Raw genomic sequence first — 19,631 nt, forward strand, 5'->3', positions numbered from 1 at the left:
CGGGAGGGGGCGGCTGGACAAGGCATGAGCGGACATGGCTCCTCCATTCAGAGATCAGTGCTCTCCAAAATGTAGAGCACTGCTCTCTGAATGGCAAGGATCACCGCAGGGCACGGAACGACATGCCCGTCGTGCCACGATGCGGCCATGGGAAGACGGGACGAAGCCCGCGAGCAGACCAGGGCGCGGATCCTCGAGGCCGCCCGGTGCCAGGTGGCCGAGCAGGGAGCGAGCGCACTCTCGACGCGGGCCGTCGCCCGGGAGGTCGGGGTGGTCTCCTCGGCGATCTTCCGACACTTCCCCACCCGCGACGCCCTGCTGACCGCCCTGATCATGCGCGGATACCGGGACCTGGCCGAGACCCTGGCCGAGACCAGCGGCACATGGGAGGACCTCGCTCACGCGCTGCGCCACTGGACCCTGACCAACCCCCACGACTTCCAACTCCTCTACGGCACCCCCGTCGCGGACTACGCAGCGCCACCGGAGACGGTGCCCGCAGCGCTCGACGTCGCCCGCCCCTTCCTCCGGGCAGGTGGTGCGACCGCGGTCCCGGGCTTCAGCGGCACCCTCGAGGACCAGCTGGCCCCACTCGCGCAGGACGAGGGGCTGGACCCGAGCGGCGCGGCAGCCGTGCTCTCCGAGCTCGCCACCCTGATCGGCCTTCTCACCGTGGAGCTGGCGGGCCACCTTCGAGGCACCGCGGACCCCGCCGGCCCCCTCTTCGCCGCAACCGTCGCCCGCCAGCTGCAGACCCTGGGACTCCCCGACGAGTGAGCCCTCAGCGGGCGCGGAGGAAGTCAGCCACCTCCGCGATGTAGCCGGGGCGGTCCGCGAAGTAGGCCCCGCAGTGCTCCACGCCCTCGACGACCCGCAGCTCGCTGCCCTCCCCGGCTGCGGCCGCCAGCCGGTGGGCGTGCTCCAGCGGGATCACCGCGTCCTCCGTGCCGTGGAGGAGCAGCAGCGGCCGCGGAGCGATCTCCCCCACCACCTCCACCGGCTGCACCTCGGCAAAGCGGTAGCCGTAGCGCAGCCGGGTCGCGTGGTCGACGAGCTGGACCAACGGCACCGGCGGCAGGCGCATGCCACGGGCCGCCGCGGCGATGACGCCGTGCATGTCGGCGAAGGAGGAGTCGGCCACCACGCGCCGCACCCGGTCGTCCCGGGCGGCCACCTGCAGGGCCACGGCAGCCCCCATGGAGAAGCCGACGAGGTCGACCTCGGCCTCCGGGCGCCGAGCCGCGACCAGGTCGAGGGCAGCCTCCAGGTCCCGCTGCTCATAGTGGGCCAGGGACTGAGGACCGTCCTCCGAGTCGCCGTTGCCGCGGAAGTCGAAGAGCAGCACCGACCAGCCCTCCCGCCACAGGCCCGGACCGATGCCGAGCATGTCGGCCTTCGAGCCCCGGTGACCGTGGCAGACGATCGCCACCCGGTCGGAACCGGGCCAGTCGGAGCCGGGCCGGTCGAGCCACCAGCCGGAGAGCCGGACCCCGTCGACGGCGGTGAAGGTCAGGTCCTCGGCCGGAACCCCCACCTCGAAGGGGCTGAAGCCGAAGGGGATCGCCGGCCGTTGGGCACCGCTGATCTGATGGGCGCCCCACAGGGCACCGACCCCGAGGCCCAGGACCCCGGCTCCGGCGGTGAGGGCGGGCAGGGTCAGCGGGTTCCGGCGCGGCATGACCTCAGCCTAGGAGGACTCCTCCGGCAGCCTCCCCTCCGGTGGGTCGCCTTCCCTGTGCCACACCCAGCGCCCAGCGACGCGCGTTGCCGTGAGGTCGTCGCGGTGCACGACAGTGTGGTGCCGGTGGCAGAGCAGGGCCAGGTTGTCCAGATCGGTGGGGCCGCCGTCGGCCCAGTGCCGGATGTGGTGCGCATGGCACCAGCCCGGCGGCCTGTCGCAGCCACCGAAGGTGCAGCCGCCGTCACGTCTCACCACGGCCGCCCGCTGGTGGCCGGTGGCGAACCGTTCGGCCTCCCCCACGTCGAGCGGTACCGAGTCGGTCCCCAGGAGCATCGGGATGATCTGCGCATCGCAGGCCGCCTGCCGCACCTGCGCGGGGGTGAGGATCTCGCCGTCGACGGTGGTCGCGAAGCTCGCGGGGCCGGCATCCTCGAGCGGAGCCTCCAGACCACGCCCCCAGCCCACCCGCCTCGCCCCTCGCGGCCGACGAGCGAGCTCCCGGGCGAGGGTCGCGTGGTCCATGGTGACGACGAGGGTGGTGGCACCGGACAGGCCGCACCCACCGGCCGTGCTGTCCTGGTCGGCGGCCTGCGCCCGGGCCACGAGCTCCAGCAGCGCATCCGCCCGGCGGCGCGCCGGGGCACGAGCGTCCCGGACCGGTTGCCCTGCCTCGTCCACGCCCGGACGGGGTGCCGCGAGCCCGTCCACCGCGGCCCGCACACGGGCGGCGTCCGGCTGGTTCACCTCCAGAGTGAAACGCACCAGCCCGGTCGGCAGCGTCCGCTCGGTGAGGGTGGAGCACTCCGTGGCCCGTTCGTCCTGCTCGTCGAGGGCGCCTTCGCCGTAGCGGGCGATGATCTCGCGGGTCAGCTGGCGCAGGGTGCGGTCGCTGGCCGCGTGCCCCATCGAGGCCAGGCGTTCCGCATGCGCCAGGTAGTAACCCAGCACGTCGGCACGGTCGGCCCCCGGCAGCAACGGACGGACCTTCTCCGCCTCCTTCACCATCGTGTGGGCTGCCCCCACGGAGACCCCACCACCCCACACCGCCGCGGCCAGCGGCTCGGCCCCGGGCTCGGTGGTGGTCTCGGCCACCTGTGCGATCGCGTGCGCCCGCCCGGCCTCGGTGATGCCCGCCTGCTCGCGCACCCAGGCCGTCGTGCCGGCGCTGCGCGATGCCGCGACCACCCCACGGGTCGAGGCCTCGGCCGTCACCCCGGTCATGGCCGCCTCCGCGGCGCGCACCAGGTCACCCAGCACGCCGACCACCCCCGCCAGGTCGGCGGACCCGAGCCGCCACAGCTGGGACCGGACCGACTGCAGCCCCTCCGCCAGCCCGGCCGCCCGGCCGAACAGGGCCGCCGGGTCCACCTCGGACACGGGGTGCACGGGCTCCACCGATTCCGCAGGAGCCGCTGATCCCACCATGGCCGTGGTGGCCGCCGGGCCCACCGCCCACAACGGAGGCGCCATGGCACCACGCTCGGCCCACGCGTCCTGTCGATCCACCTCACTCACCCCCTGGCCCCCGTCGCCCCGGGCCACGCCCCCTCGGCACGGCCTGCGTCGAACCCGACAACTCCATAGTACACACGGACAGGCCACTATGCAACACACGTTCCACATCTATCCCCGCCCCCCTCCCGCCGCCCGCTCCACCCCGATCCATGGGACATACTTCTGAGTGGCCCACGTCACACTCGATCGGAGGACCCATGTCCACCCCCCAGGACCTCCTGCCCAGCCCCGAGCCGGTGCAGCTCATCGGCCCCGGCGGCGAACCCACCGTGCAGGAGCACCCGCGCGGTTACGCCCTACCCCCGACCGAGCGCCTGCTCGCCCTCCACCGCGCGATGGTGCTGGGCCGGCGCTTCGACACCCAGGCCACCGCCCTCACCAAGCAGGGGCGCCTCGCGGTGTACCCCAGCAGCATCGGCCAGGACGCCTGCCAGGTCGCCACCGTCAGCGCGCTGGAGGAGGGCGACTGGTTCTTCCCCACCTATCGCGACTCGATGGCGCTCTTCACCCGCGGCATCGACCCGGTCCAGGTCCTCACCCTGCTCAAGGGCGACTGGCACGCCGGCTACGACGTGGCCGCCACCCGCACCGCCCCGCAGTGCACCCCGCTGGCCACCCAGCTCATCCACGCCGCCGGGGCCGGTGCCGGCATGGCCCGCCGCCGCGAGGGCGGCGCCGTGCTCGCCTTCATCGGGGACGGAGCGACCTCCGAGGGCGACTTCCACGAGGGCCTCAACTTCGCCGCCGTCTACAAGGCCCCGGTGGTGTTCGTGGTGCAGAACAACGCCTACGCCATCTCGGTGCCGCTCTCGAAGCAGACCAAGGCCCCCTCGCTGGCCTACAAGGGCATCGGTTACGGCATCCCGTCGGAGCAGGTGGATGGCAACGACGCCGCCGCCGTGGCCGCGGTCATGGACACCGCCCTGGAGCGCGCCCGCAGCGGTGGCGGACCGACCCTCGTGGAGCTGCACACCTACCGCATGGACGCGCACACCAACGCCGACGACGCCACCCGCTACCGGGAGAGCGCCGAGGTCGACGCGTGGCGCGAGAAGGACCCGATCGTCCGCCTGGAGAAGCACCTCCTGGACACCGGCGCCCTCACCGAGGAGCGCCTCGAGGAGATCCGCGCCGAGGCCGAGGAGATGGCCGCGACGCTCCGCGAGCGCATGAACACCGACGCCGAGCACGACCCGCTCAGCCTCTTCGAGCACGTCTACGCCGAGCCCACCCCGCAGCTCCTCGAGCAGCGGGCGATGGTGGCCGCCGAGCTCGCCGCCGCCACCGCCGACTCCCAGGAGGCCACCCGATGACCGTGACCATGGCCCAGGCCCTCAACCAGGCCCTGCGCGACGCGATGACCGAGGACGAGAACGTCCTGGTCTTCGGCGAGGACGTCGGCACCCTCGGGGGTGTCTTCCGCATCACCGACGGCCTGACCCGCGACTTCGGCGAGGAGCGCTGCTTCGACACCCCGCTGGCCGAGGCCGGCATCATGGGCTTCGCGATCGGCATGGCCATGGAGGGTTTCCGCCCCGTCGTGGAGATGCAGTTCGACGCCTTCGGCTACCCGGCCTTCGAGCAGGTCGTCAGCCACGTGGCCAAGATGCGCAACCGCACCCGCGGCTCGGTGACCCTCCCGATGGTGATCCGTGTGCCCTTCGCCGGCGGCATCGGCGGCGTGGAGCACCACTGCGACTCCTCCGAGGGCTACTACGCCCACACCCCGGGGCTGAAGGTCGTCACCCCGTCCACCCCGGCCGACGCCTACTCGCTGCTGCGCGAGGCGATCGCCAGCGACGACCCGGTCGTCTTCATGGAGCCGAAGGTCTCCTACTGGGCCAAGGAGGGGGTGGAGCTGCCCGTCGAGCGCGAGCCCTTCGGGAAGGCCGCTGTCCGCCGGGAGGGCTCCGACGTCACGCTCGTGACCTACGGTCCGCAGCTGCGGACCTGCCTGGAGGCCGCCGAGGCCGCCGCCGAGCTGGGCTACGAGTGCGAGGTGGTCGACCTGCGCACGATCGTGCCCTTCGACGACGAGACGGTCGCGGAGTCGGTCCGGAAGACCGGTCGCTGCGTGGTCGTCAGCGAGGCGCAGGGCTTCGCCGGCGTGGCCGCCGAGGTGGCCGCCCGCGTGCAGGAGCGCTGCTTCCACTCGCTGGCCGCCCCGGTGCTCCGCGTGAGCGGTCTGGACATCCCCTACCCGGCCCCGGCGCTGGAGCACACCCACCTGCCGAACGTGGACCGCGTGCTGGATGCCGTCGAGCGCCTGCAGTGGGACGACGAGCCGGACCTGACGCACGCCGCGCCGGGTGCCGCCGACACGAACGCCGGAGGTGCCCGATGAGCGCGCAGGTGTTCCGCCTCCCCGACCTGGGCGAGGGCCTCACCGAGGCGGAGATCGTCGAGTGGCTCGTGGCCGTGGGTGACGAGGTGACCATCGACCAGAACGTCGTGACGGTCGAGACCGCCAAGGCGACCGTGGAGGTGCCGGTGCCCTTCGCCGGCACCGTGTCGGCCCTGCACGGCGAGATCGGCCAGCTGCTCGAGGTGGGCGCCCCGCTCATCACGGTGGGTGGCGCGGCCGCGGAGGGACAGGCCACCGGCTCCGACCCGCGGGCCGGTCACGAGCAGTACCGCACCGAGGAGCGCGCCGGCGCCGCCCCGCCGGAGGGCTCGGACACCACGGAGGACGAGGGCTCCGGCGCCGTCCTCATCGGCTTCGGCACCGGCCACGGGAAGACCGGCCGCCGCGCCCGCCGCCCCCGCGGAGCCGCCGCACCGGCGACCGCCACCGCACCGGTCGCCCCGGTCACCGAGCAGTCGCCCGCGCCGGCCGCACCGACGGCTGGACAGCCCGCCACCGCCGTGACCGGTGGGCAGGCGCCGAAGGTCATCTCCCCGCTGGTGCGTCGCGAGGCCGCCGAGCGCGGGATCGACCTGGCCACGCTCACCCCCTCGCAGCCGGACGGGATCATCCGCCGCGCCGACCTGGAGCAGGCGTCCGGTGAGCCGACCGCAGAGCAGGCCCCGGCGCAGACCGCGGCCGCGGCCACCGGCAGCACGGCCCCGGCCACGGGCACCCGCACCACCGGCCTGCGCGACGAGCGCGAGCCGCTCACCGGCGTCATGCGGATCATGACCGAGCGCCTCACCACCTCCCGCCGGGAGATCCCGGAGGCGACCACCTGGGTGGACGCCGACGCGACGGAGCTCATGCGCGCCAAGGACGCACTCAAGACGGCCCGCCCCGAGGCGGGCATCGGCATCCTGCCGCTCGTGGCCCGCTTCGTGGTCGCCGGCCTGCACCGCTTCCCGGCGCTCAACGCCTCGGTGGAGATGGAGGACGGCCGGGCCGTGGCCGTGCAGCGGCACGCCCGGGTGAACCTCGGCTTCGCCGCGCAGTCGCCGCGCGGGCTGGTCGTCCCGGTCGTCCACGACGCCCAGGACATGACCACCAGCGAGCTGGCCGCGGCCCTGCGCGAGCTCACCGGGCTGGCCCGCGAGGGGCGCCTCTCCCCCGCCCAGCTCACCGGCGGCACGTTCACGCTCAACAACTACGGCGTGTTCGGGGTGGACGGCTCCACGCCGATCATCAACCACCCGGAGGCGGCGATGCTCGGGGTGGGGCGGATCGTGGACCGCCCGTGGGCCGTGGACGGCGAGGTGCGGGTCCGGAAGGTGACCCAGCTGGGCTTCACCTTCGACCACCGGGTGTGCGACGGCGGGACCGCCGGCGGCTTCCTGCGCTTCGTGGCCGATGCGGTGGAGAACCCCACCGTGCTCCTGGCCGAGCTCTGAGCGGGTGCCGCCCGGGCCGGGCGGCACCCCACCCCACAGCAGAAGGGCCCTCCGCACTCCCCCTCACTGGAGTGCGGAGGGCCCTTCTGGCCCCTCACTGGTTCCGATCCTAGAGCGCGCCCGGTGCGCACCCGGTCATGCCGGAGCATGGAGAGCGGGAGTTCCCGCAGCCGTGGAATCCACCCTGAGGGGGAGGACGGCCCCGACGAGGGGCCTACTCCTCAGTCGCTGAGGGCGGAGCGCACCGCCCGCTGCACGGGGATGAGGATGATGATCCCGACGACGAGGGAGACCCAGCGGGCGGTGCCGGACCCCATGCCGAGGAGCTCGATGAACGCGTAGCGGAGGCCGGCGAAGACGAGCACGGCCAGGACGATGGACAGGATGAAGCTCAGGACGTTCTGCATGGCCCCACCCTGTCACGCCCTGCCCTGCCCCGGCCCCTCACGGAGCGGGCGTCGCGCCCGTCAGGCGGCGGGGCCGGCCTGCCCAGCCACGCCGGCCTCGTAGGCGGTGATGACGAGCTGGACGCGGTCCCGGCAGCCGAGCTTGAAAAGCAGGCGGCCGATGTGGGTCTTCACGGTGGCCTCGGCCACGAAGAGCTCCTGGGCGATCTCGGTGTTGCTCAGGCCGCGGGCGACGGCCACGAAGACCTCGTGCTCCCGCTCGGTGAGGACCTCGCGGAGATAGGCCTGCTGCTCGGCGGGGCTCGCCACCTCGCTCTCCTCGGTGTCGGCGGCGAGGGTGGGCACGAAGCGCTCCAGGAGGCGCTTGGTGGTGGAGGGGGCCACGACGGCGTCACCGGAGGCCACCGCGCGGATGGCGGCGAGCAGCTCCTCGGGGCCGGCGTCCTTGAGCAGGAAGCCCGACGCGCCGGCCTCGAGGGCGGCGTACACGTACTCGTCCATGTCGAAGGTGGTCAGCACGACGACCTTCGGCTCACCCCCGCCGGGGTGGCTCTCGCGGCCGAGGAGCTCCCGGGTGGCCTCGATGCCGTCGAGGCGGGGCATGCGGATGTCCATGAGCACCACGTCGGCGGCGATGGCACGGAGCTGGTCCACGGCGGACTGGCCGTCGGGGGCCTCCCCGACGACCTCCATGTCGGGCTGCGCGTCGAGCACCATCCGGAAACCGGCACGCACGAGGGACTGGTCGTCGACGAGGAAGACGCGGGTGGTCATGGGAGCTCCCAGGGGGTCGGAGGGATCGGGTCGGTGGAGGAGAGGACGGGGCCGGGGACGGACTGCCGGGCGGGGCGCGGGATGGAGCCGGACGTCGGGTCGGGCACCGAGTGCGTCCCGCTCGGACCGGAGGACACCACGTGGGCTCCCACCTGGCGGCTCATCCGGCGGCGGGTGGGCGAGGGCGGGGTGAGCGGGAACTCGGCCCGGACGAGGAAACCACCGCCGGAGCGCATCCCGGTCGTGAGCTCGCCGCCGAGGGCGATGACCCGCTCGTGCATGCCGAGGATGCCGTGCCCGTCGCCGGAGCCGCGGCCGGTGGGGCCGGCGCCGTCGTCGGCGACGGTCAGCACGAGCCTGTCCCCCTTGACCTTGACCCGGACCCGGACGGTGCTCACGGCACCGGCGTGCTTGATGACATTCGTGGTGGCCTCCTGGACGACCCGGAAGGCCGCGCTGGAGACGGTGCGCGGGAGGGTGACCTGCTCGACCTCGGGCTGCTCGGGCAGGCCCATCTCGGCGGCCAGGGCCGGATCGAGCAGGGACTGCACGGGCAGGCTGGACTCCTGCATGCGGTCCAGGAGGCCCGGCAGGTCCGCCAGGGTCTGCCCGGGGGTGTACTCGGCTCCGCCCTCGGGGTCACGGAGCACGCCGACGAGGCGGCGGGTCTCGGCGAGGGCCTCGCGGGCGGAGTCGGAGATCTGCTCCAGGGCGCCCAGAGCACCGCGGAGGGCGGCCTCCCGGGCGGCGTCCTGCTCCTCGTGGTCCAGCTCGCGGTCGGCGGCGGCGATCCCGGCGTTCGCGGCGTACCGGCCACCGTCGGCCTGGACGATGACCACGGACAGCGAGTGGGCGATGATGTCGTGCATCTCGCGGGCGATGGTGCTGCGCTCGGCGCGGATGGCGAGCAGGGCCCGCTGCTCGCGGTCGCGGGCGAGCGCCTCGTACTGCGCCATCTCCCGCTCCATCACGGTCCGGCGGTGGCGGACGAGATCGCCCAGCAACCAGGCCACGAGGAGCGTGGCCGCGAGGATGACGGCGATGACGGCGAAGGAGGAGACCTCGGTGGCGGCCTCGCCGGCCATGAGGACGGAGCCCAGCACGATGAGCCCCAGGGAGGCCCTGCGCACCCCGCAGCTGCCGCTGGAGGCGGCCCGGTAGACGGCCAGGGGGACGAGCACGTTGCCGGCCGGGAGCAGGTCGGTCGCGAGGACCTGGGCCACTCCGGTCACCGCCATCACGCCGAGCATCGCCGGCAGGGAGATCGAGCGGAGGCAGTAGGCCAGGAGCCAGGGGAGGGACCACAGCAGACCGACCCACCCCTGGGGTGCGCCGAGCACGAAGAAGACGCCCACGACGGCCAGCCCGACCAGGGCGTCGCCGGTCAGGGGACGGCGACGCGCGAAGTCGTGGAAGGCGTAGAACCCGTGGAGGAGCCGGTGGCCCTCGGTGCGGGTGCGGGGGGTGTTCTCAGGCATCACGCAGAGCCTAGATCGGGCCCACGGACCGGGCCTCCGCCCGTGGTCCCCCTTTCGGAGGATGCGTGGGTGTCACATCACCCTCTGGGGGTAGAGGTGCCCCGGTTGGGGACGAGCGGGCCATCTGCCCTAGACTGCAGGTGGTGGGGCATCACGACGATCGAGCGAGCCACGCAGGACGCTCGACCGCATCGGGCACCCACGGCCATGCACCACGCACCGAACGCCCTGGGGAGGCACCTGTGTCCACGATCGACCGTCGCACCATGCTGTTCACCGGAGGGGTCGGGGTGATCGGCACGAGCGTGCTCGGCACCTCCCCCGCCCAGGCCTGGGACATCGCCCGGCTGGGGTCGGCCACGCTCCGCCCCGGGGACCGCGGGTGGTACGTCCGCATGCTGCAGTGGGCCCTGAACAAGGTCGGCAACGTGCCCACCCACGTCACCCTGGACAGCGTCTACGGCACCACGACCACCCGGGCGGTCCGGGAGTTCCAGTCCCGGCAGGGCCTGCTCGTCGACGGGATCGCGGGCCCGAGCACCAAGCGCCGCCTCGACGCCCTGCTCGACGCCCACTACGGCGACGGTGACGGTGGGGGCGGGAGCGGGACCCGCTACCGCTCCCGCGGCGTCAACCTCCGCTCGGGGCCCGGCATGAGCCACGGCGTGGTGGGCTGGCTGGCCGCCGGCGAGGTGGTCACCGGCACCCGACTGAGCAGCGGCTGGGTGAAGATCGGCTCCCGCGGCTACGCGTGGCACACCTACCTGGTGCCCGTCGGCGACGGCGCCCCCGACCCGACGCCCGGCTACCTGCCGCCGGTGACCTGGATCCCCTCCCCCGGCAGCGGTCTGCCCATCAAGCAGGGGTGGACGGGGACCCGGGTGAAGCTCGTCCTGCGCCAGCTCGGCATCGACCAGGGCCCGCTGATGCACCGGATGACCACGAGCGCCGTGCAGGCGGTGCAGCGCTTCCAGCGCTCCCGCGGCCTGGCGGCCGACGGCATCGTCGGGCTGAAGACCTGGACGGCCCTGGGGCTGTCCCGCTCGACCTACTCCCTCGACGGGTGGCGGACCCAGCCCGCGCTGGGCCTCTCGGCCACGCGCTCGCAGCGGGTGGAGCAGATGATCGCCTTCGCCCGCTCCCAGCAGGGCGCGGACTACACCTGGGGCGGCGCGGGCCCCTACCGCTACGGGTACGACTGCTCCGGCCTGGTGCTGCAGTCGATGTACTCGGCCGGCGCGAACCCGACCCCGATCACCGTGCGTCGGCACGCCTCCCCCGGGCACCGCACCTCGCGAGCCCTGTACGACCACCCGCAGCTGCCGCGCTTCGCGCTCTCGCAGCGCCGCCGCGGGGACCTGGTCTGGTACACGAACGCCTCGGGCTGGATCCAGCACGTGGCGATCTACCTGGGCAACGGGTACGTCGTGGACTCGATGTACTCGGTGAAGGTGCGCCGGGACTCGTCCCGCCTGCACGGCTTCTACCGCAAGGGCACCGTCAGCCGGGTCTTCGGCTGACGGTGCCCGCGGGGCCCCGCCGTCGCCTCAGCCGTCGGAGAGGACCTGCGCCCCGGCGAGGTAGCCGGAGACCATGACGCGGGCCACGGTGCCCACCAGCTCCGCCGGGGGCAGGAAGCGGGCGTCGTGGAGGCCGACGACCCCGTCCTCGCCCTCCCGGCGTGTGCCGACGAAGGCCATGACCGCCGGCAGCCGGTCGGAGTAGAACGAGAAGTCGTCGGCCCCCATCGAGCGCATCGGGGCGGCGACGGGGACGCCGAGCTCCTCGAGCCAGGGGGTCATGTGCCCCACGAGGGCCTCGTCGTTGGCCAGCACGGGCATGGCCGGCGTCTGCTCCACCTCGGCGACGACGCCGTGGGCCTCGGCGGTGCGGGTGGCCAGCGTCTCGATGGCCTCCTGGACGGCCGCGCGGTCGTCGGCGTCGACGGTGCGCAGGGTGCCGAGGATCCGCCCGGTCTCGGGCAGGACGTTGTCGGCCTCGGGGCCGGCCGAGAGGTGACCCACGGTCAGGACACAGGGGCGCATCGGGTCGACGGTGCGGCGCACCACCTCCTGGAGGCCCAGCGCGGTGGTGGCCACGGCGGCCATGACGTCCTGCCCCAGGTGGGGGTAGGCCCCGTGGCCACCGGTGCCACGGAACCGGACGACGAAGGAGTCGGCGGCGGCGTTCACCACGCCCGCGCCGATCGCGACCTCGCCGAGCGGGACCCCGGCATGCACGTGAGCGCCGACGGCGACCCCGACCCGGTGCTCCTCGAGCCGGCCGCTGGCGGTGACGTCCACGGCGCCGAAGGGGTAGGACTCCTCACGGGGCTGCAGGAGGGGCACCAGACCGACCGGCAGGTCCGCCTCGAGGGTGCGGGCAGCACGGACCACGGCCACCAGCGCAGCCATGTGCACGTCGTGCCCGCAGGCGTGCATGGCCCCGGTGGTGGCGGCGAAGGGGGCACCGGTCTGCTCGGTCAGGGGCAGGGCGTCCATCTCGGCGCGGAGCATCACCGCGGGACCGTCGGGGCCGAGGCGGCCGATGCGCCCGGTCCCGGCGATCCGCTCCAGGTCCAGCTCCATCGCCTCGGCCAGGAGGGTGGCGGTGGGCTCCTCGTCGCCGGAGAGGTGGGGGTCGGCATGGACGCGCTCGCGCACCTGCTGGGCCGCGGGCAGCCCCTCCTCCAGCGCGGCCACCCATGCCTCGCGGAGGGCGGTGAGGGCGGTCGGGTCGGTCTGCGGGGAGGGGGCCATGCCCCGGGAGCCTACGGGGGGAGGGGAGCTCGGGGGTCCGTCGGGAGGGTCGGCCGTCGGGAGGGGTCAGTCCTCGCCGAGGAGGGCGTTCATCTCCTTCACCTCGGCGGTCTGGACGTCGAGCATGTGCTGGCCCAGGTCGGCCACGGACTCGGCGCCGGCGTTCTCCACGGCGTCCCTGGTCATGGCCATGGCGCCCTCGTGGTGCTCCCGCATGAGGCGCAGGAAGGTCTCCTCGGCCTGCTCGCCGTCGAGCCCTCCCAGCCGGTCGAGCTGCTCCGGGGGGAGCATGCCGTTGGCCACGTGGGTGGAGTGGAAGCGCATGGCCTCCTGCTCGCCGAGCGCCTCGGCCCACTGGCGCATCACGTCGATCTCCTCGGCCTGGCCGGCCCGGATGCGCCGGGCCAGGTCCCGGGTCTCCGCGGAGACGCCCTCGGCGGCCAGGAGGTCGTCGGACATGGTCACGGCCTGCTCGTGGTGCGGGGTCATCATGCCCAGGAAGTGCACGTCGGAGGCGTTCGCGTCCTGGCGGGAGGGGGTGGCCAGGGCGGAGGGGTCCAACTCGGCGCTCTCGCTGGAGCTGCTGCGGGGCTCCCCGCCCGTGCCGCACGAGGCCGTGGCGAGCGCCAGCATCGTGGCGAGGGCTGCGGTCCAGGGCGCGCGGGAGATCATGGCGGGAGGGTAGTGCCGGACGCTGGAAGGACGCTGGACGGCCGGACCGCCGGGACGACCGCGCAGCCGTCAGCGGGTGACTAGCGTGCTGGGCATGGATGCCCTGGACGCCCTGCTGCAGCCTCTGGACGAGCTCACCGGCTGGCAGGAGGAGCTCTACCGCGACCTGCACGCCCACCCGGAGCTCTCCATGCAGGAGGAGCGGACGGCCGGCATCGTGGCGCAGACGCTCGAGGAGAACGGGTTCACGGTGCACCGCCTCGGCGGGGGCGTGGTGGGCGTGCTGGAGAACGGTGCCGGGCCGCGGGTGCTGGTGCGGGCGGACATGGACGGCCTGCCGGTGCGGGAGGAGACCGGGTTGGAGTACGCCTCGACGGCCACTCAGGTGGACCGGGAGGGGGTCGAGCAGCCGGTGATGCACGCCTGCGGGCACGACGTGCACGTGGCGGCCGGGCTGGCCGCGGCCCGGCTCGTGGCCCGCGGGCGGGAGCACTGGTCCGGCACCTACGTGGCCCTCTTCCAGCCGGGCGAGGAGACCGCCGAGGGGGCGCGGGCGATGCTGGAGGACGGTCTGGCCGAGGTGGTGGGGCCGGTGGACGTGGCCCTGGCGCAGCACGTGCTCACCGACCCGGTGGCCGGGGAGGTGATGGTCTCGGCGGGGCCGGTGCTCTCGACGGCGCAGTCGGTGGAGATCACGGTGCACGGGAAGGGTTCGCACGGGTCGATGCCGCACCTGGGGGTGGACCCGGTGGTGCTGGCCAGCAGCATCGTGCTGCGGCTGCAGACGCTGGTGGCGCGGGAGATCGCGCCGGGCGACTTCGGGGTGGTGACGGTGGGGAGCGTGCAGGCCGGCGGGTCGGCGAACGTCATCCCCGACTCGGCGCGGCTGCTGGTGAACGTGCGCGCCTACTCCGAGGGGGTGCGGGAGCAGCTGGTGGAGGGCATCGAGCGGATCGTGCGGGCCGAGTGCGCGGCCTCCGGCAGCCCGCGCGAGCCGGAGCTCGTGCACAGCGCCCGGTACCCGCTCACGGAGAACGACCCGGCGGCGACCGCGCGGGTGCGGGAGGCCTTCGTGGGGCGCTTCGGGGAGGCGGCGGTGCACGACATGCCGCCGCAGACGGCCTCGGAGGACTTCTCCCTGGTGCCGCGGGAGCTGGGGGTGCCGTCGGTCTACTGGGGATTCGGCGGGTTCACCGCCGGGCGGGAGCCGGTGGCCAACCACAACCCGGGCTTCGCGCCGGACGTGCAGCCGACCCTGCGCACCGGGGCCGAGGCGCTGGTGGCTGCCGCCGGGGCGTGGCTGGTGGGGTGAGGGGGCTCGGAGCTCGCGCCGTTCAGGAACTCCTGTCCCTTCTGGACCGGGTCATCCCCGCATGCGCGGGGAGCACACCTCGAACAAGGGCGCCACCGGCCCGTGGCAGGGGTCATCCTCGCATGCGCGGGGAGCACTCGGAGGCGCGGAAGGCCAAGGAGCGGGACTACGGGTCATCCCCGCATGCGCGGGGAGCACCTGCTCGGCCCAGTTGGTGTGGTCGGGGTGCTGGGGGTCATCCCCGCATGCGCGGGGAGCACATCGACAGGCACGGCTTTGCGTGGCAGCGCAACGGGTCATCCCCGCATGCGCGGGGAGCACACCGACAGGCACGGCTTTGCGTGGCAGCGCAACGGGTCATCCCCGCATGCGCGGGGAGCACCGGGTCGCGCGGGCCAGCTCGCGGTTGTCGACCGGGTCATCCCCGCATGCGCGGGGAGCACATCCTCGGCGTCGACCCGACCAACGGCGACAACGGGTCATCCCCGCATGCGCGGGGAGCACCCCCAGAGACGGAGGTGCTCTCGCCCGGACTCCGGGTCATCCCCGCATGCGCGGGGAGCACAGCCAGACGATCCAGAGGTTGCAGTAGGGGCCCGGGTCATCCCCGCATGCGCGGGGAGCACGCCCCCACTGGCACCACGGGCGCCCTGACCGGAGGGTCATCCCCGCATGCGCGGGGAGCACTTCACCGCCGACCAACCCAGCCGCGCAGCACCCGGGTCATCCCCGCATGCGCGGGGAGCACCACCCGATGATCTGTCAATGGTCCGGTCGCTCAGGGTCATCCCCGCATGCGCGGGGAGCACTGAGCGGGCGCAGATCGACCACTTGTGGGATCGGGGTCATCCCCGCATGCGCGGGGAGCACCATGGCGTGGGTGGTCGTCGTGATCTGTAGTGGGGGTCATCCCCGCATGCGCGGGGAGCACCAGCCTTGGACTCGCCCGAGATACCCCGGCGCAGGGTCATCCCCGCATGCGCGGGGAGCACGCCCTGCGCTCGCGCTCCGCAGCCTTACGGGCCGGGTCATCCCCGCATGCGCGGGGAGCACGCGCGCGTGGTTGCTGGCGCGGTCATGTCCGCGGGGTCATCCCCGCATGCGCGGGGAGCACGCACCACTAATCCGCATCCACGACGCCGGCGACGGGTCATCCCCGCATGCGCGGGGAGCACCCCCAACGGAGGCACCTACCGGTGGACCGACCCGGGTCATCCCCGCATGCGCGGGGAGCACACGGTGACGGACAGACCGGGCTCCCCATACCACGGGTCATCCCCGCATGCGCGGGGAGCACGAGGCCGGCGTCTTGGATGCCGTCTAGGCAGGCGGGTCATCCCCGCATGCGCGGGGAGCACACTAGAAATTCGGCCTACTACCGCGGGGCCGTTCTCCGGTGGAGATGATTTTAGATGAACTTGGTCCGCCGGCGACGCTTCCGCGGGCGGCTTGGCCCCGGAGTAACGGATCCTTCGTGATGCGGCCGGGCCCCGCCCCCTTCCTCGGTGATCACTGGGCGCCGCATGAGGGTCAGCCCTTCGAAGTCGACGGGGTCCCAGTCGTGGCCCAGCGTCTCGAAGCGAAGGCCCTGCTCCGTGTCAGCGGCGTAGACCAGCAGGGCCCGCCCCACCTCCATGTACTCCCCCACGCGTTCCCACATCAGCTCCCGCACACGAGTGCTGACCTGGCCCACAAAGACCCCGGGGCTGATCTCTAGGAGCCAGCGCGTCAGGTGTCCTCGCAACCCCGGCGGCACTGCCGTCAGCACAAGGACTACCACGGCACCACGTCCTGCAGGCGGCCTCCGGCGACTGGCTCCTGGTTCTCATCCCACAGGTAGATGACCTGCCCACCGAGCACAGGGTCGTCCAGCTCCTCTCCCGGCATGAGGAGATCCTTGAGATCTCGAGCACACCGACTCAAGAGGTTCCCGTCCTTCTGCAGATCCCGGAAGCGTCTGCGGACCAGGCCCTCGACCTCGTCGTCCGGATCGGCATCGGCGGCCACGTCGAAGGCCAGCGGGATCGTGAACTCAGCCTTGTAGAGATCCGCCAGGTCGTGGACGAAGGACTGGGTGTGGCCCGTGTGCACCACCCCCAGGTGCGGCGAGCAGCCCATCGCCACCACGGCAGCGTGCACCACTCCGTAGAGCGCGTGGTTGGCCGCCGAGAGGGAACGATTGACCGGGTCTCCACCGGCGAAGTCATTCGGGTCATAGCTCCGCCCCGTCCACGGCACACCAGTGCGTGCAGCCTCCTCCCGGTACAGCCGCCGCACCCTGGCACCCTCACGTCCTCTCAGCTGTTGCATGGATGCCCGGGTGACGTCCTCCCCTGGGAACCTCCGGCCGTACATGCGGCGGGCAAGATCCAGGCGCCGCCGCTGATGGCTGACGACGGCTGCCTGCCGCTCCAAGAGGGCGGTCCGGGTGGACAGCCCCTGCCCGTGGGCGTAGTAGCGCACTCCTGCCTCACCCACCCACACCATCGTGCTGGCACTGTCGGCCATGAGTGCCATAGCGGCATGGGTGACGGAGGCCCCGGGCCCCACGAGGACACATGACACCGCAGCCATCGGGATATGGACTACACCTTCCACAGTCGTCGCCGTGAGGGCGTTTCCTGCCCGGTTGATCACACACCGTTCCAGGTAGAGGAACGAGATCCGATCCTCCAAACGCACCAGCTCAGGGACCCGGGCATTCCTCCGCCCGACAGTGCTCACGTTCGCCGGCGGGCCAGAGTCATCAGCCCGCACCCGTAGGCCTTGCCCCGGCCCATTCCCGACAGAAGGTGGGTGCGCAGGGCGTCCACATCCGTGACCTGAAGAACCCCCGCATAGGTCACCTGAGCCAACGTGACAGAGGATCCCTTGCGTCCGAACTGGCGCGTTCGCCGCCCGATCACCGTATGGGTGAGGTCACCATCCTCGGCGGTCTCTCCTCCGTCAGCCTCAAGAACGGTGAAGCCCCACCCGGACGACTTGGTCGCCAACCAGCGTGCCTGCTGGGCCACGGAAACATGCGCTGTGGGCTTGGTGTCCTTCTGGTCGGGCCGGGTTCGCACGGAGTGAACCGGATTGGCCGTCAACCGAAACTGCCAGTGCTGCCCGGCGGTCAAGCCCTCCAGGAAGCGGTCGTAGGACGCTGTGGTCCACGGGGTCGTGGACGGCCAGCCAGCTTCCTCCACCACGTGGGTGAGGTCCGGCGGAGTAGCACTCGTCAGGTACAGGGTGACGCTGTCCCCTTCCTCGTCGACCCTCCAGAGGTTCCGGTGAGCCGCTTCGTCACCTGGAGGGAAGCTCGACTCGACGGCAGCGTGCATTCGCTGGGGGCTGGCCAGCAGGTGCCGCGCCCCGCGACGCCGGGGGTTGAGGTGCAAACGGGTCAGGTAGCTCACAGCAGCTCCGCGATGGGGTCATGGGGCGAGGCTGTGCGAGCCTCGGTCCCCGCAGGGTTGGTGACGTCGACGAAGGTCCGGATGACCGACCGCCAGCCGAACTCCCGACGACGAGGGTCGAACGACACCGGGACATCCGGCTCGCGCGAGGTGCTCTTCTCCCCGGGGCGGGCATCTCGGACGACCTGGCAGCTGACCGTTCGAGCCCGCCGTCGCGCAAGCCGTTCCGGCCCGAGCCAGGGATGCGCCTCCAGAACCTCTTCCAGCGCCCCCGGCGCAACGGGCAGCCCGACCGGCCGGTCCGGCGGACACGAGCGACGCCCCAGGAACAGGGGGAACCGCGGAGACCTCACCGCCCGACTCAGTTCGTCCACCAGGCCCTCTGGCCCCTCGACGACCGCCAGATACACAGCATCCGCCACGTAGAAGCGCTCCGAGAGCGGCATCCTCACATCGCTCCCTCGTCCCTGCGCCGGGCGCACAGCCGTTTGGAAGTCACGGATGAGGCGACCCGGATGATCCACCCTCACCCCGAAGGCCAGCCCGGCGAGATCGCTGATCTCCTCCGTGCGCCGCCGCCCCTGTGCAGCGGCAAGCAGCCCCAGGACCCCGGACTTGGAGGGCTCCATGGCCGTGTCGCGCCGTGGGAAACGACTCGTGGTCCCCCACGCGTGCATCGGGCCGGACAGGACCAGCGGGAGACAAGCCGTCACGCCGACTCCTCGGCGACGGACGCCACGGCCAGCTTCCCAGCCCTCCCCGCGACCTCGGTCAGGGTGCTCGGGGAGACCCACTCGGAGAGACTCGTGACGCCCCCGTCGTGGATGGCCAGCACCTCGACGGGCTGCTCGTCATACATTGCCTCGACCTGCTGCGCCTTGCGCACCAGACGCTCCGCAGCCACGGCCGACGGACTGGTGCCCGGCTCGGCCACCACCGGCTGCTCGAAGGCCTGCACGAGACTCACCGGCTGGGTGTCCCGCACCATCACCAGCACGACCTCCGGCAGGGTGCGGTTGGCGAACGTGTTCTGCTTGCCCGAGGGCATGGACCGGACGAAGCTGGTCACGAACGCGTTGACCGCCCGCTCGGTCGCCTCTGCGTCTCCGAGATTCTCGAAGAGACTCGCGACGTTCACCGTGGCATAGCGATACAGGGTGGCCGAGGTGAACTCGATGGTGCCGATCATGCCGGCCCCGGTCTCGGCATCGGTGTTCAGGTCATCGACCGCGGTGTAGTAGTCGAACTCGTTGTCCCCCGCCTGTACACCGATGGCGTGCGCGACCTGGACAGCCGCGTCGACGTTCAGGTCAGGCGACTCCGCCACCATGCGACCGAAGAGCGCGAGGTCGATCGACTGCGACTCGACCGCCGCCCGCTTCGCCCGGGCCTTGAACTCCTTGTCGTCCAGCCCTCCCGCCCGGCGGGCCAACGCGACATCCGCCAGCTCCCGGATCTGGTGGGCCCCCAGAAAGACCAGCGCCCGGGACTCGGGCTTCGCCCCCTCATCCTTCGCCTTGCGCTTGGGCACCTCCACCTTGATGCCCGCCTGCTCCAGGACACCCGTCGCCGCCTCCAGCGCCTCGGCCTCCTCCAGGTCACGCTGCATGAGCTCTCGAGCAACGAGCTCGACGATGCGCTTCGTCCGGGAGCCGAGATCCTCGGGAGCCAGCAGGCTGGGGAAGTCCTGCCGCACCGCTCGCTTCCAGGCCTGCGAGGAGACACGGGTCCGCCGAACGCCGCCGTACACCGCGGACTTCGGGCTGCCCGTGTCGTCGCGGTTGAGATTGGCCGGAGGGACGGTCTGCAGAACGTGGATGTCGATGTAGCGGCTCAT

18 protein-coding genes and 1 CRISPR repeat array are annotated in these 19,631 nt (G+C 72.6%); of the genes, 6 read left to right on the forward strand and 12 right to left on the reverse strand.

Translation table 11 applies throughout. The features are described 5' to 3' along the window. Nucleotides 1–147 precede the first annotated feature (147 nt). Nucleotides 148–777: a TetR/AcrR family transcriptional regulator gene (locus CFT82_RS09825; protein ID WP_088818956.1), complete on the forward strand. Its 630-nt coding sequence runs from the start codon at nucleotides 148–150 to the stop codon at nucleotides 775–777. A gap of 4 nt (nucleotides 778–781) precedes the next feature. Here CFT82_RS09825 and CFT82_RS09830 read toward each other — a convergent pair whose 3' ends face one another. Both CFT82_RS09830 and CFT82_RS09835 read right to left on the reverse strand, forming a co-directional pair. After that, the gene (locus tag CFT82_RS09830) at nucleotides 782–1,678 is read right to left on the reverse strand and encodes an alpha/beta hydrolase (RefSeq protein ID WP_088818957.1); all 897 of its coding nucleotides are present in this window, start codon (nucleotides 1,676–1,678) and stop codon (nucleotides 782–784) included. Between the two features lie 9 nt (nucleotides 1,679–1,687). Beyond that, on the reverse strand, nucleotides 1,688–3,151 hold the full coding sequence (locus CFT82_RS09835; RefSeq protein WP_234994397.1) for an HNH endonuclease signature motif containing protein: 1,464 nt from the start codon (nucleotides 3,149–3,151) through the stop codon (nucleotides 1,688–1,690). 242 nt (nucleotides 3,152–3,393) lie between these two features. Between CFT82_RS09835 and pdhA the strand changes: the two genes are divergently transcribed. The 3 genes from pdhA to CFT82_RS09850 are packed head-to-tail and all read left to right on the forward strand — an operon-like array spanning nucleotide 3,394 to nucleotide 6,994. Continuing rightward, nucleotides 3,394–4,509: a pyruvate dehydrogenase (acetyl-transferring) E1 component subunit alpha gene (gene pdhA, locus CFT82_RS09840; protein ID WP_088818958.1), complete on the forward strand. Its 1,116-nt coding sequence runs from the start codon at nucleotides 3,394–3,396 to the stop codon at nucleotides 4,507–4,509. Further along, nucleotides 4,506–5,540 (forward strand): alpha-ketoacid dehydrogenase subunit beta, encoded by a 1,035-nt coding sequence (locus CFT82_RS09845; RefSeq protein WP_088818959.1) that lies wholly within the window; start codon nucleotides 4,506–4,508, stop codon nucleotides 5,538–5,540. The genes pdhA and CFT82_RS09845 overlap by 4 nt, the downstream gene beginning before the upstream one ends. Beyond that, nucleotides 5,537–6,994, forward strand: a complete 1,458-nt coding sequence (locus CFT82_RS09850) for a dihydrolipoamide acetyltransferase family protein (protein ID WP_088818960.1) — start codon at nucleotides 5,537–5,539, stop codon at nucleotides 6,992–6,994. Before CFT82_RS09845 ends, CFT82_RS09850 begins: the two co-directional genes overlap by 4 nt. A gap of 221 nt (nucleotides 6,995–7,215) precedes the next feature. On the opposite strand, the gene CFT82_RS09855 is transcribed toward CFT82_RS09850, so the two are convergent. The 3 genes from CFT82_RS09855 to CFT82_RS09865 are packed head-to-tail and all read right to left on the reverse strand — an operon-like array spanning nucleotide 7,216 to nucleotide 9,653. Next, nucleotides 7,216–7,401 (reverse strand): hypothetical protein, encoded by a 186-nt coding sequence (locus CFT82_RS09855; protein WP_088818961.1) that lies wholly within the window; start codon nucleotides 7,399–7,401, stop codon nucleotides 7,216–7,218. 60 nt (nucleotides 7,402–7,461) lie between these two features. Beyond that, nucleotides 7,462–8,175 carry a response regulator transcription factor gene (locus CFT82_RS09860; RefSeq protein WP_088818962.1) on the reverse strand — a complete coding sequence of 238 codons (714 nt, stop codon included), beginning with the start codon at nucleotides 8,173–8,175 and terminating at the stop codon, nucleotides 7,462–7,464. Further along, entirely contained in the window at nucleotides 8,172–9,653 is a 1,482-nt protein-coding gene (locus tag CFT82_RS09865) for a sensor histidine kinase (protein WP_088818963.1), read from the reverse strand. The genes CFT82_RS09860 and CFT82_RS09865 overlap by 4 nt, the downstream gene beginning before the upstream one ends. Before the next feature lie 242 nt (nucleotides 9,654–9,895). Between CFT82_RS09865 and CFT82_RS09870 the strand changes: the two genes are divergently transcribed. Continuing rightward, nucleotides 9,896–11,173, forward strand: coding sequence for a peptidoglycan-binding protein (locus tag CFT82_RS09870; RefSeq protein ID WP_088818964.1), 1,278 nt, complete (start codon nucleotides 9,896–9,898; stop codon nucleotides 11,171–11,173). Nucleotides 11,174–11,200: 27 nt separating this feature from the next. Here CFT82_RS09870 and CFT82_RS09875 read toward each other — a convergent pair whose 3' ends face one another. Further along, nucleotides 11,201–12,412, reverse strand: a complete 1,212-nt coding sequence (locus CFT82_RS09875; protein ID WP_088818965.1) for a M20 metallopeptidase family protein — start codon at nucleotides 12,410–12,412, stop codon at nucleotides 11,201–11,203. Nucleotides 12,413–12,478: 66 nt separating this feature from the next. Next, complete coding sequence (locus tag CFT82_RS09880) at nucleotides 12,479–13,084, reverse strand: DUF305 domain-containing protein (protein ID WP_088818966.1); 606 nt, start codon at nucleotides 13,082–13,084, stop codon at nucleotides 12,479–12,481. A gap of 94 nt (nucleotides 13,085–13,178) precedes the next feature. Here CFT82_RS09880 and CFT82_RS09885 point away from each other — a divergent pair, with 94 nt between their 5' ends. Further along, complete coding sequence (locus tag CFT82_RS09885; RefSeq protein ID WP_088819187.1) at nucleotides 13,179–14,396, forward strand: amidohydrolase; 1,218 nt, start codon at nucleotides 13,179–13,181, stop codon at nucleotides 14,394–14,396. A 48-nt stretch (nucleotides 14,397–14,444) separates the two neighbouring features. Then, nucleotides 14,445–15,754: a CRISPR direct-repeat array (repeat unit 28 nt; unit sequence GGGTCATCCCCGCATGCGCGGGGAGCAC). Between the two features lie 50 nt (nucleotides 15,755–15,804). Here the strand turns inward: CFT82_RS09885 and cas2e are convergent. The 5 genes from cas2e to cas7e are packed head-to-tail and all read right to left on the reverse strand — an operon-like array spanning nucleotide 15,805 to nucleotide 19,631. Continuing rightward, complete coding sequence (gene cas2e / locus CFT82_RS09890) at nucleotides 15,805–16,176, reverse strand: type I-E CRISPR-associated endoribonuclease Cas2e (RefSeq protein WP_088818967.1); 372 nt, start codon at nucleotides 16,174–16,176, stop codon at nucleotides 15,805–15,807. Beyond that, nucleotides 16,170–17,153, reverse strand: coding sequence for a type I-E CRISPR-associated endonuclease Cas1e (cas1e, locus tag CFT82_RS09895; protein ID WP_327078693.1), 984 nt, complete (start codon nucleotides 17,151–17,153; stop codon nucleotides 16,170–16,172). The genes cas2e and cas1e overlap by 7 nt, the downstream gene beginning before the upstream one ends. Beyond that, nucleotides 17,117–17,794 (reverse strand): type I-E CRISPR-associated protein Cas6/Cse3/CasE, encoded by a 678-nt coding sequence (gene cas6e, locus CFT82_RS09900; protein ID WP_088818969.1) that lies wholly within the window; start codon nucleotides 17,792–17,794, stop codon nucleotides 17,117–17,119. The genes cas1e and cas6e overlap by 37 nt, the downstream gene beginning before the upstream one ends. Next, a complete protein-coding gene (gene cas5e, locus CFT82_RS09905) occupies nucleotides 17,791–18,507 on the reverse strand; it encodes a type I-E CRISPR-associated protein Cas5/CasD (RefSeq protein ID WP_200815126.1) in 717 nt (238 codons plus the stop codon). Before cas5e ends, cas6e begins: the two co-directional genes overlap by 4 nt. Next, complete coding sequence (gene cas7e / locus CFT82_RS09910) at nucleotides 18,504–19,631, reverse strand: type I-E CRISPR-associated protein Cas7/Cse4/CasC (RefSeq protein WP_088818970.1); 1,128 nt, start codon at nucleotides 19,629–19,631, stop codon at nucleotides 18,504–18,506. The genes cas5e and cas7e overlap by 4 nt, the downstream gene beginning before the upstream one ends.

The sequence above is a fragment of the Kytococcus aerolatus genome, assembly GCF_900187395.1.
In the GTDB taxonomy this organism is placed as follows: Bacteria; Actinomycetota; Actinomycetes; order Actinomycetales; family Dermatophilaceae; genus Kytococcus; species Kytococcus aerolatus.